Origin of the sequence: Moraxella sp. K23 (genome assembly GCF_041154765.1) — a bacterium.
In the GTDB taxonomy this organism is placed as follows: domain Bacteria; phylum Pseudomonadota; class Gammaproteobacteria; order Pseudomonadales; family Moraxellaceae; genus Faucicola; species Faucicola tetraodonis.
The window spans coordinates 43,902-56,537 of the sequence record NZ_AP031596.1 but is presented as its reverse complement, the minus strand read 5'-3'; the positions used below and the strand labels follow the sequence as shown (position 1 = coordinate 56,537).

The following is a 12,636-nucleotide window of genomic DNA, read 5'->3' as shown; positions in this document are numbered from 1 at the left end:
GGCTTTGACCGAAGGTGTTGTCAATTAATCATCTAGTGTAAAAAATTACCGCTTTAATCTTAACCCAAGCATAGCAATCACCCATTTCTATGCTTGGTGTGCAGGGGAGACACCATGAATTCATTAAATATTGAAAAAGCTTTGGGTGGTACCGCTAGAATTAAGAGTGATTCAACCCAGTTATTAAAACCCAAACTGAATGAAACCCAGCAAAATTATCGTAATGCAATGAGTAATTTAGCAGCTGCGGTAAATATTATTACAACGGATGGTGCTGCTGGTAAGGCCGGATTTACCGCTTCCGCGGTATGTAGTGTGACCGATACGCCACCCACCTTGTTAGTGTGTCTGAATAAAAATGCCTCTGTTTATCAAACCTTTAAAAATAACAAAGTGTTGTGCGTGAATACCTTGGCGTTAGAACATAAAGAGTTGAGTAATCTGTTTGGTGGTAAAACGCCCATGCTAGAACGTTTTGCTCAAGGTAATTGGACGACCTTAACAACAGGCTCACCTGTACTTGAAGATGCTATTTTATCCTTTGACTGTGAAGTTAAAGCCATTAACACGGTCGGTACGCACGATATTTTCATCTGTGAAGTGGTGGATATTCGACATAAACCTGAATCGCAAAGCTTGGTTTATTTTAACCGAGATTATCATCAATTAAGTAAAGTCAATCATTAGCTACTTAACTCAAACATAGGGGGCAATATGGAAAATTGGTTTGTAAAATGGCGACCTTATCAAGGTAATATCGAGACGACACCTGTCAAGATTGATGAATATTTACCCATGGGTAAAAATATCATTTTAGGAGCTCAGCACGCTTTTGCTATGTTTGGTGCGACTATTCTTGCACCCTTGCTAATGGGGTTTGACCCAAGCTTAACCATGATGATAACAGGCTTTGGCACGATTTTGTTCTTTTTAATAACAGGCGGCCATGTACCTAGCTACTTGGGTTCAAGTTTTGCCTTTATTGGGGCGGTTGCTGCGGCAACAGGTTATAGTGGTACAGGGGCTAACCCGAATATTGAACTGGCATTGGGCGGTACCATCGTTTGTGGCATTTTATATGCCATTGTCGGTTTGATTGTTATGAAAACGGGTACAGATTGGATAGAGCGACTGATGCCACCTGTGGTGACGGGTGCGATTGTGATGATTATTGGCTTGAACTTAGCCCCTGTTACAATCAAGAGTGTGTCAGGCAGTAATTTTGATGCTTGGATGGCATTAGTGACCGTGCTTTGCATTAGCTCAGTAGCGGTATTTACCAAAGGTATGGTACGTCGACTGTTGCTATTGGTGGGTTTGGTAGTTTCTTATATTATTTACTTTTTGGTCGCCAATGTGATGGGACTCGGTAAACCCATTGACTTTGCACCAGTTGCCAATGCGGCTTGGTTTGGTTTACCAACTTTTCATCATCCTGTGTTTCAAACCAACGCTATTTTGATGATTGCCCCTGTGTTTATTATTTTGATTGCTGAAAATTTAGGGCATTTTAAAGCCGTTGGTGCAATGACAGGACAAAATATTTCACCTTACATGGGTCGAGCATTTTTAGCGGATGGGGTATGTACCACGCTTTCTGCCTCAATAGGCGGCACAGGTATGACCACTTATGCGGAAAATATTGGCGTTATGGCTGCCACCAAAATTTATTCTACCGTGGTATTCGTGATTGCAGGGGTGTTTGCTATTTTATTGGGCTTATCACCGAAATTTGGTAGCTTGATTAGCACGATTCCTGTGGCGATTTTAAGCGGTGCGTCGATTGTGGTATTTGGTTTGATTGTGATTGCAGGGGCAAGAATTTGGCTAAATGCCCATATCGATTTTAGTAAAAATAGCAATATGTTTGTCGCTGCCGTACCAATTATCATGGGTACAGGTAACTACTCACTACATATTGGTAGTTTTGATTTGGGCGGTATCGGTACCGCAACCTTTATTGCTATTTTGATGAATGTACTTTTCAGTTTTTCAAAAGAAGAGCCTGCTATCAATAGTACAAGTGATACCAAAAACATTGAATCGACTAATTGGAATGCTGAACCAGCATTGAGTGTCACTAAAACTCACTAGGGGGCTTCTTGGAGTTATTCAATAAACAAAATAATTCATGATAAAAATAGGTATGAATAAAAACTTAAGGTAAGGCATTTGTTAATGCAATGTCTTACCCATAGATATACGATAAAGGTAATATAAAATGAACACGATTGATGAGATTATTCAAGATATTAAACAAGGAAAAATGGTTGTTATTTTGGATGATGAAGACAGGGAAAATGAAGGCGATTTGGTGATGGCGGCATCTTGTGTCAGACCAGAGGATATTAACTTTATGATTACTCACGCTCGAGGACTTGTGTGCTTGACCTTAACCCCTGAACAATGTTCTAAATTAAACTTACCTTTGATGTGCCGAAATAATCAGTCGCAATTTAGTACCAATTTTACGGTTTCGATTGAAGCAGCCAAAGACATAACCACTGGTATTTCTGCTCTTGATAGAGCAAAAACCATTCAAGCAGCCGTCTCACCCAATGCAAAAGCAACAGATGTGGTGAGTCCAGGTCATATTTTCCCTATCATGGCAAAACCCAATGGTGTACTGCAACGTAATGGGCATACCGAAGCAGGCTGTGATTTAGCAAGATTGGCTGGATTACACCCATCTGCCGTCATCGTTGAAATCATTAAACCTAATGGTGAAATGGCTCGGCGTGACGATTTGATAGCATTTGCCAAAAAACACGATTTGAAAATAGGCACGATAGCTGATTTGGTCAAGTATCGTAAACGTGAGGAAATAAGTACGTTTAGTCATAAGCAAACAAATATGACTCACTATGCAGGTAGTCGCCTTTATTGTTAATTTCATAATAATTTACAGATCTAAAGTTTACTTTTTTTAACCTAAAATCACTTACTTGAGTACTGATAGAATTAAAATATGTGAGAGAAAATATGAATATTTTAGTTACGGGCGTAACAGCAGGGTTTGGTAAAGCAATTGCTGAATTACTTATTTCAAAAGGTCATACGGTTATTGGAACGGGTAGACGCCAAGAAAAATTGGATGAAATCAAATCTCAATTGGGTGATAACTTTATCCCAATGAATTTTGACATATCCGATTTAGCAGCGACAAAAAATGCTTTACAAAGCCTGCCAAAACATTTACTCGCCAATATTGATGTTCTTATTAATAATGCAGGGCTTGCTTTAGGATTAGAGCCAGCGGACAACGCAAATTTCAATGATTGGCAAAGAATGATTAATACTAACGTATTGGGATTGGTTCATCTTACCCATCAGATTCTCCCCTTTATGACAGCTAAAAACAGCGGATATGTCATTAACATCGGCTCTACAGCAGGTAATCATCCCTATTTTGGGGCAAATGTGTACGGAGCGACTAAGGCATTTGTTCGACAGTTTAGCCTAAATTTGCGAGCTGATTTGGTTGGTAAAAAAGTGCGTGTGACTAACTTAGAGCCTGGCTTGTGTGGTGGTACAGAGTTTAGTAATGTACGTTTCAAAGGTGATGATGACAAAGCATCTGCTGTGTATGAAGGTGTGGAGTATATCCAACCAACTGACATTGCCAATATTGTAGCATGGCTGGTTGAACAACCTGAGCATCTAAATGTCAACGAATTAGAACTTATGCCTACTGCCCAGACCTTCGCAGGGCTGACTGTTGTTAAAGATTTATGAGTCAATAGAATCCTTAGTATTGAAGATAATTTAAAAGAACAACACCGATAATGGAATTTAATAAACTTTACTTTATAAATAGTTAAATGTTTGTGAGATTAAAGTTTGACAGGCATTTAATTTTTGAAATTTAGAATTTTTCTTTTGTAAATATTTGGTTTTAAATAAATTATTTAACATAAAATAAATTGTGCGAAATTATAGATGAAGCTATTAAGCGTTACAAACCAATTCTAGCCACTGTTTTAATTCATCTAAATCAAATGCAATTGCGCTATAGCTCAAACAAAGTAAACTTTCAGGTAAAAAGTCATCAAATTTTTCAAGAGACTTTAGCGGCACTTGTTTTGCTAGCTGTTCAGCGGTTGGCAGTCCCTGCCTTAATATACGTTTTAAACACCTTTGGATTTCAGCGGCAGAAATTTTATCTTCATCATTTGCAGATTTACGTATATCAATTACACCACCATCATTACCAACCATATAACCAGATTGCGCTAGTAACGCGACCAAGGCATTATTTGCTTTATCACCTAACCAAGTAAAAATATAAACCGTTGAGCCTGCTTCAATTAGCCAATTGTTATTCAAACCAAGTTGGTAAAAATTCTCGATACTTTCGTTGAATAATTCTTTAGCAGTTGGATTAATATAATCCCTTTTTTCCCCATTTACCACAATGCAGTAATCCCGCTGCATAAAAATTTTCAGCATCTCTTGACGAACAATTGTATGCACACTTAGACTACCACCGCCAAATAAAGGCGGAACACCCCCTTTAGCACGTTCAACGATGACAATTCTTTTGTCACTATCAATGAATGTTACTAACCACTTTCTACCCCCAAAAACAATATATTGCTGTTCAACAATCATTGAATCAATAGGGAGCGTACCTAAAGGTTTACCTTGATAAATGATTTGATATTCTTCAGGTGTTTTAAAGGCGGCATAAAAACTATAATGGCTAGTTAGTTTTTCACCAACGATACCAAGCGTTATTTCACCACTGCCAAGTTGAGTTATCAGTTGCATTTGACCCATATGAGTCAGTAATTGTTTAAAGTGTTGCGTATTAATGTTTTGGAATATGCCTAATTGGCAAAGTAATCTATAAAGTTGCTCCGCTCGAATACCGCCCCACTGAGCAATGGTGGCTAATATCTGATGAATTAGGGTAGAGAAATGGTATAGTGATGTATCAGCGGGTTCATACCATTGATTAATCAATAAGCGAACCATAGCCAGTGATTGAATTAAACCCAAACGTAGACGGTCTGGGATAGCGGTATCTACGGTAATCTCACGCTCAGAGATTAGCATCCTAAGTTTTGCAGGGTCGCCCCGTCGCCCTGCACGACCCATACGTTGACGTAAGCTGGCAACCGAGTGTGGGGGCGTAACTTGTATGACAGAATCTACTTTACCGATATCAATACCCAGCTCAAGCGTCATGGTACAAAGTGCGGTGGTTGGAATTTTTTCTTGTTGCAGCCGATGCTCAAGCGTCTCTCGCAATTCTTTTGCTAAAGAACCATGATGTGGAAAAAATTCATTGGGTACATGGTTCACTTCACACATATCACTTAGCTTGGCTGATAGATACTCAGTTCTACCACGACTATTGGCAAACACCAAATGATTGCCTTTACGACAGAATTTATATAAGTCAGAAATCAGTAAATCTGGGTCTTCTATAATTGCTTCGGATGTATTTTCAGCAAATTTGTCTAAAGAAATCGGAAGGATTTGTTGAGTATTTTCTGATGGATTTAGCTCTCTAGTAGGCTCTTTGATGAGATAACCACGCACTTGTAGCTGAAGCTGACTAGATGTTTTGTCGTCTTTGATTGTTTTACATGGGAAATACTGATTTTGGTTGGGACGCAAAATATCAGGAATGGCTTCTAAATTACCTAATGTTGCACTTAAGGCGACTCTAGGGATTGGTCTATCCAAGCGTCCCAGTAGATGCTCTAAACGAGTGAGCAAGGATAATAACTGTTGTCCCCGCTCCATACCGATGAAAGCATGAAATTCATCAATACAAATATACGTTAAATTGGCAAATGCTGTTTTTACCCAACCAGATTGGCGCATCATTAACGATTCTAGCGATTCTGGGGTGATAAGTAATATACCACTTGGATTTCTTCTCAGTTTGCCTTTATGACTCTGTGAGCTATCCCCGTGCCATGGCGTGACAGGGATTTGGGTGATTTCAGATAAGCTCTCTAAACGGCGATATTGGTCATTAATCAAGGCTTTTAATGGACTGATATATAAAATACCAATGCCCTCTTGATTATCAACAATAGCGGAGCAAGCAGGCAAAAAGAAGGCTTCAGTTTTTCCCGAGGCAGTTGATGCACTGATAAGTACGTCAGTATTCTTCGAGAGAATAGGGTCAATCGCATCCTGTTGGATGGGACGTAAATCTGACCAACCCTGTTTAAAAATCCATTGCTGAATCCGTCTATCAAGGCATTGATACGATGACATGGCTATCTCTATCTTCTAGCATCACAGTTTAAAGTCAGCAAAATCATCATCCAAATCTTCATCATCAATCGCTATATCCATATCCGAAGGCTTTTCTTCTTCAATATGGATATCGCCAACTAATTGTTGCCAACTGATTTGTGGGTTTTGTTCAATCACGGCTAACATATCCAAAAATGCTTTAATGGTATTGCGAGGGGTTCTAAAATACGCTTCACCAATGGTTTGTTGGCAATGAGCTAAAAACTGCTGAATCGCTTCATCAGGCACTAAATAGTTGCCTTCATCGCCTTCTGCAAAGACATGACGGATGTTTTTTAACAATATATAGAGTTCTTCGGGTGTTAAATTGGCTAAATGCAACGCAGGCGATGAGTAATCAATCACTCCTGCTTGCTTGGCAAAGTTATTTTGTGCCAAACGAGATTGTAAGGCTTCATAGCTATATAGTCCTTTTCGAGGGTCAAGTAAAAATTCAGGCGTACCACCGAGCAAAAGCCCTAAGTGCTCGGCAGTGCCTTGCAAACAGTCATTAAGCATACGCAGGATTTGCTCATAGTTTGACATGCGAGCCTGGCTACTGTTTAATTTATAAAGATTGACCATTTCATCAAGATTGACTAATAACCCTGCATAACCCGCTTGACGCACAAATAAACTTAATAACTTTAGACTGTCATAAAAAGAGTTGTCTGAGATAATAGTACGCACACCCAAGTCGTTTTTGGCATCGGTTTTAGTTGTGTATTCGGCTCTTAGCCATTTGATGGCATTATTTTTAAGGATTTCATTATCCTGCTCATGACCATACCAGTAGGCTTCAATCACTTGAGCGAAATCGTAACCGCCGACCATGTCAGTTAAGGCGTTTAATCGTTGTTGAATGACTTGAGCGACATTTTGCCCTTGGCTATCGGCTTGTTTGCGTGCTTCGGTAATAAATTTCTCAACGACGCTGGTTAAAGCATTGCCATCGGGTTTATTACGAGTGGCAAGATTTTTCATGAGCTCAGCGTATAGATTGCGAGCTTGTCCTGCAGAAGCATGCAGACGGCGGTCGGGTGATAAATCAGCATTGACCGTCACCAGTTTTCGCTCAAGGGCAATGGTACGAATCACGCTTAAAAAAAACGTTTTGCCAGAGCCATATTCACCAATAATCAAGCGAAATGCCGAGCCACCGTCTGCAATACGGTCAATATCTTTGATGAGTGCTGATAGCTCATTGACTCGTCCGACTTGAATGTGCTGAATGCCAATCTTTGGGGTGACCCCTGATTTTAACGATTGGATAATGGCATCTCGTTCTTTACTGCGTATACGTTTTTCGCTCATAGGGTGTCCTTCATTTTTAGTGTAACAGTGCTTGTAATTCTTCAACGATCTCAAAATCAATATAAATCATTTCTTCAGCATCAATGACAGGGGCATCAACGCTGTCGTAAGCCCAATCATTTAACACTTCAATGACCGCATCAGGCATCATATTGGCAGGTCTACATAACTCGGTAAATTCTTCATATGACCATTTTTCTTTGGTGATGAGTTGTTGGAATAATTGTTCATAACTGCTCTCAAGCCCGTTAGCATTGTAGGTTTGGTTAGCATGGAGAGGTTTACTAGTCGATTCTGGTTGAGGTATCGCCTCTTCACTGTCTTGGCTAGCAAAGATTTGGGCCAGTAGAGTTTGAGCGTGTAAGGTATCTTGCTCATGTTTGGCTAATACATCCTGATTAATCACCCCTGCCTGTGGCATTTTAGCCTGCTCATTGAGAGTGGTTTCAGCACTTCCAGATGTATTAGTTTGCATTTGGTGGATATCACTGGTCAGTTGTGATTTGTCAAAACCTAAACTGGTATAAAGTTTCTCTAATCGTTTGATTTTTGCGTTATCGACTTGACCTTCTGCCATTGCAATACGCAAAATATAACGTTTGACAATGTTTAAAGCATTAGTAGGCAATGCGGTCAGACGAGATTTTAAACCTTGGGCATTATTGGGTGTATTCAGTTGCCAAAGTAAATAAGCTCTTAAGCTCATTTTTTCATTGTCAGTTAAACGTTGTTGTTGGTCAATTAGACTGACCACCGTCAGCACTTCTTTTTCTGACACTTGATTATCGTTTACAGCAACCAATGCCCCGATTCTAAGCATCACAACGACTTGGTTAAAAGTAGTACTTGGTTTGATAAAATCTGGCATAGGCTGATATAGCACGATATAACCGTCAGTCTTAAGTTTTTGTTGGTGTAAATTGACATCGGGCGCAATGGCAAAACCTGCCTTATTGGCTATGGCGTGCATAAAATCAAAGTCTTTTTTGCCAAGCGTTTGGGGTAAATCTCTTCCCACATGATCCCAAAAATCCGACACCCAAACCAATCCCTCTTGTTCCTCAATCATTTGCTGTGCCCATTGACAAAATTTTCGTAGAATGGGCTGTTGATTAGCGTCGATGAGTTCCTCGGGCATCAATAGCAAAGCCGATAAATCAGTTCTTTGGCTACCTTCTTTTGCTAAATAACGACTGAGGGGATTTAACAACTCAGTACAGTCATCAGCGATTTCAGCCAGTCTTTTGACAGGAGTCGTAAGTCTGCTAGGGTCTGGCAAGTCACCCACATTAATATTGACACTTTGCATGAGTCTGCTAGCAGGACGGTAATCAAATTTAAGGCGGGTTTTATTTTCGCTGACTTCAAGCCCTCTGCCAAAAGCTTGTTGGTATCTGTGGTTAAATAATTGCTTAAACTCAGTTTCACAGCGTCTTGCGGGCGTTTTTAACGAATAGTTTTCTGAGAACTTCAGCCATGCTAAGGCCAATGAAGCAGGAATAGGGCGTTTTTCTACGACCGTCTTGGCTAATTCAAACCGAAATGATTCGGCATTCATATTCTCGTCATCTTCACTCTCGTCCACGGAAAATAAATGCGGACGGCTAAACTGCATGAGCGTTAAGAAGTTGGTAGCATAGTATTTAAACGACTGGTTATGGCTGTAAATCGCTAATAGACGCTCGACTTCCTCATAAATTTGAGCAAATTCATCAATGCTTACGTTATCATTCTCTAAATTGGTGATAATCCGATACTCAAGTCCATAAAAATAGATGAATACATAACCGATTGGCATATTAGGATAGTCCCGTTTTGACGCCAACCAATCTAAATAAACGCCTTTGCATTGTGGAGATAGTTCTACGTAACTCGGCCAATAGCCTAGCGTATCATCTTGATAGACGTTTTGAGAAGACACTGTAAAATTTGTATGTCCACTCACCCCCATATTATTAATTAATAATGAAGGTTCAATAGTAAACCGCCTACTTCTTGGCATTGACCAAGTATGATAAATCAAGCCTTTTCTAATCGTTCGACCTTGGATGGTTAAAGAAGCGTCGTATGTTAACCATTGAGCTTGAGATTGTGGTTCACTGCGAGTCGGTCGGGGATAAATTTGAACAGGCATGGCATTGAATTCGTTGAGTTGGTTGAGCTGAGATTGCTGATGTGTAGAATGCGGTGAAATTGTAAAATTGGCAAAATCATCATCATGCATAATTGGCTGAGGAGGACTATTTGAATTAATTGCCCTTAAAGCATTATTGTGCTGATTTCCCGATGCATGTTGATTCCCTAGGTTTTTTAGGAACTCACTACTCTTGGCGATTAAAATTTTTAGTTTTTGCATAGTAGATTAAAAGCTATCCGTAAATTTAATTTTTTGGGAGCTATCTTAATAAAGATTCACATGCGCTCAATATTATTTCGACTCAAATTTATCTATAAAATATATCACTTTTTAAGTTGGATATTTTTCCTTAATTAATTCATTTTTAAGTTTCTAAAAAAATATGATGATTAAAGCATTAAAAGGGGTTAGCACAGAAAACGGAAAAAATAGGGCAGTAAGGACTTTTGTCGAGTATTTTTAAGTATCCTTTACTTGTCTAAAAAACGTCGGTTTTTTGGTCACTTCCATTTAGACGAAGGACAGGGGCAAACTGCCCCTATTTTTGTCAATTAACTTGTATATTAAATAGCGTCTAATAAACCCTGTAGTGGTATAACAAACCTAGACAGTTAATAAGAGATTATAATGCCTTAAGTAGAGGGATAATCTCATGACAAAAGTAAGAAATCAATACTCAGCAGAATTTAAACTTGAACTCGTGAAACTGATTGAAGAGCAAGGACAGAAAGTTCCTGATGTTGCCAGTCAATACAATGTTGGCAAATCAACTTTGGAAAAGTGGCTTAAACGCTACCGAGCAGAACAACAAGGCAACCCATTAGTCAAAGGCAACGCCCTAACAGAAGAACAACGAGAAATACAGCGACTAAAAAAAGAAATCACCCAGCTTAAACTAGAGCGAGATATTTTAAATGAGGAGGGATAAGCGAAGCACTAAGGTACTCCCCAATGTCTAGACCAAATAATCACAAAATTAAGATAGAATTGAGTTGATAAAACACAGGATTAACCGAACTATTGTTTAAATAAACCTGTGCAGGTGTATGATAATCGAGCGACTGATGCAACCGCTCATAATTATAAAACTCAAAATAGTCTTTCAAACCAGCTCTAGCTTGGCTAACGGTATCAAACTGGCGTAAATACAATACTGCATGTGAGTTTTTTGCATCAAGAGAATTATATAGTTCGTTTATGCTATTAATCTGCTTTAGAGAATTATTTTCAAAGACTTTATCAAAGATAGACATGTTTTAAATTACCATTTTTAAATTCATAAACTAAAAAATTTTGAAACTCTAAAACTACTTTTTTTACATAGTTCACTTTGATTATCGCGCAAATTGACGGAATTCCTTAGATTTTAATATGATTCAAGTTCTGTGCTAATCTATGTAAGAAATGTCATATAGTGCTAATAAGAAAGTTATTTCGAGTTATAGAAATCATCAATCCATGACCTAAGTTGTTTATTTAAGCAGTCTTGGACTTCGGAAATAACAACTAAATTTGGATTATATAATGCGTAATATGCCCCATATTTTTCATGAAAGCCACCTATATTTTGAACTTTGCCTTGATAGCTATTTTCTCTTAATAAATCAAGATATCCGTTGTGCCAATGTTCGATTGCTAAATTATTTAATATCTGAAGTTACGCACCGCTAATAACCTTAAGCTGGGCAAAAGCCGACTGATTAGCGGAGACGAGTAACTTTAAACGCAAAGCGAAATGATTTAACTTGGTTTTGATTTTCAAACACTCAAGCTTAAACACCGCATACGTGGCTAAAAACATATGATTAAACCGAGCCCTTTGGCTATGAGCAGGCGACTTACCCAAATTGGCATTTTGCTTTAACGACTTATGATACACTTCAACCTGCCATCGTTTTTGATAGCCGTTGATAAATTTATCCTTGTCGCATTGCAAATCTGAGCATACCAGATATAACACCCCTGTAGAATCGTCCTTGTTTGTAAAGACTCGGCGTAATAACAAGACTTCATCATGATAGTCATTTAAAAAGCCGCGAACAGGGGTATTATCGGGTAGATTAGATTCATCAATACGTACAAAGTTACCTTTTTCTCTATCATCCGGGGTTAAAGCCACCAAGCGATTTGACTTTAACGCAAAGATGAAATGCTTGTTAGCTTTACGAATATGTTTGAATGTCGCTTTGGCTGAAAACCAAGAATCGGCTAATACATAGTCGAATTTGACTTGGTTTTTGATTGCCCTATCAAACATATCAAGCAGTCGCTGATTTTTGGTTTTATCACTTTTACGTTTAACGTTGCCTTTGTCATCGGTAAAGACATTGGATTTGGTAATGATGTCAAAGCTTAAGGGTATGTCGATATCTTTGCGATGATACAGACAGTTAAGCAGGTTAATGCCTTTAACATTTTTGTTTTGAGTGTGGTCGTAGTGCCAGCAGTTGATGTCGTCGACGCTTGTGTGCGGTTTGGGCTGTATGGTATCATCAAAGATGAGATAGCCGATGGCATTGGGTGTGGCATTTTCATGCTGTCTTAGCATGGGTTTAATCAGTTGCCATTGTTCTTTGGCGGCGAGTGTTTCACTGTTTAGAAAGCGGGTGATGCTGTCATGGTAGATGCTCCCTTGTAGTAGATTGGCAAGTCCTGTGGCGGTGGTTTGCCCAAAACTTGCAATGAGGTAGTCGCTGTAGAGTTCTATCATGTCTTTGTTCATTTGTTTACTCTCGCTGACTGCTTTTTTTGTTATGATAGCGCTTTTTTAAAGGGCTGCGTAACTTCAGTTAATATTTTATCAAACTCTGTAACATAGCCGATTGTTTCAAGTTTATTTATAGCAGTTATGATATCTTGTTGTGAATTAGCTAAGGAAATTTCCATGTTATTCATTATTAAATCCTATTTATGAAAATTTATTGAGT

Annotated in this window: 10 protein-coding genes and 1 pseudogene; 5 read left to right on the top strand and 6 right to left on the bottom strand. The window is 38.8% G+C overall.

All coding sequences use genetic code 11. The features are described 5' to 3' along the window. The first annotated feature begins 114 nt into the window (after positions 1-114). From rutF to ACAM37_RS11180, 4 genes and pseudogenes are all read left to right on the top strand, one after another. Positions 115-687, top strand: a complete 573-nt coding sequence (gene rutF / locus ACAM37_RS11195) for an NADH-dependent FMN reductase RutF (protein ID WP_369626874.1) — start codon at positions 115-117, stop codon at positions 685-687. Positions 688-714: 27 nt separating this feature from the next. Continuing rightward, positions 715-2,094, top strand: coding sequence for a solute carrier family 23 protein (locus ACAM37_RS11190; protein ID WP_060994624.1), 1,380 nt, complete (start codon positions 715-717; stop codon positions 2,092-2,094). Between the two features lie 127 nt (positions 2,095-2,221). Next, positions 2,222-2,884: pseudogene (gene ribB / locus ACAM37_RS11185) on the top strand (3,4-dihydroxy-2-butanone-4-phosphate synthase); the annotation flags it as partial. Positions 2,885-2,982: 98 nt separating this feature from the next. Then, entirely contained in the window at positions 2,983-3,735 is a 753-nt protein-coding gene (locus tag ACAM37_RS11180; protein ID WP_369626873.1) for an SDR family NAD(P)-dependent oxidoreductase, read from the top strand. A 213-nt stretch (positions 3,736-3,948) separates the two neighbouring features. On the opposite strand, the gene ACAM37_RS11175 is transcribed toward ACAM37_RS11180, so the two are convergent. Genes ACAM37_RS11175 through ACAM37_RS11165 form a run of 3 tightly spaced genes read right to left on the bottom strand, consistent with a single transcriptional unit; the run spans position 3,949 to position 9,928 of the window. Beyond that, the gene (locus tag ACAM37_RS11175) at positions 3,949-6,237 is read right to left on the bottom strand and encodes a DEAD/DEAH box helicase (RefSeq protein ID WP_095356960.1); all 2,289 of its coding nucleotides are present in this window, start codon (positions 6,235-6,237) and stop codon (positions 3,949-3,951) included. Positions 6,238-6,258: 21 nt separating this feature from the next. After that, positions 6,259-7,572, bottom strand: a complete 1,314-nt coding sequence (locus tag ACAM37_RS11170; RefSeq protein ID WP_369626872.1) for an ATP-binding protein — start codon at positions 7,570-7,572, stop codon at positions 6,259-6,261. Between the two features lie 16 nt (positions 7,573-7,588). Further along, complete coding sequence (locus ACAM37_RS11165; protein ID WP_369626871.1) at positions 7,589-9,928, bottom strand: tellurite resistance TerB family protein; 2,340 nt, start codon at positions 9,926-9,928, stop codon at positions 7,589-7,591. Positions 9,929-10,361: 433 nt separating this feature from the next. Here ACAM37_RS11165 and ACAM37_RS11160 point away from each other — a divergent pair, with 433 nt between their 5' ends. Then, positions 10,362-10,637: a transposase gene (locus ACAM37_RS11160; RefSeq protein ID WP_095356957.1), complete on the top strand. Its 276-nt coding sequence runs from the start codon at positions 10,362-10,364 to the stop codon at positions 10,635-10,637. 40 nt (positions 10,638-10,677) lie between these two features. Here ACAM37_RS11160 and ACAM37_RS11155 read toward each other — a convergent pair whose 3' ends face one another. From ACAM37_RS11155 to ACAM37_RS11145, 3 genes are all read right to left on the bottom strand, one after another. Further along, on the bottom strand, positions 10,678-10,962 hold the full coding sequence (locus tag ACAM37_RS11155) for an integrase core domain-containing protein (protein WP_256999136.1): 285 nt from the start codon (positions 10,960-10,962) through the stop codon (positions 10,678-10,680). 404 nt (positions 10,963-11,366) lie between these two features. Continuing rightward, positions 11,367-12,431, bottom strand: a complete 1,065-nt coding sequence (locus ACAM37_RS11150) for an IS701 family transposase (RefSeq protein WP_454800134.1) — start codon at positions 12,429-12,431, stop codon at positions 11,367-11,369. 29 nt (positions 12,432-12,460) lie between these two features. Then, entirely contained in the window at positions 12,461-12,604 is a 144-nt protein-coding gene (locus ACAM37_RS11145) for a hypothetical protein (protein ID WP_179286603.1), read from the bottom strand. Between the last annotated feature and the right edge of the window lie 32 nt (positions 12,605-12,636).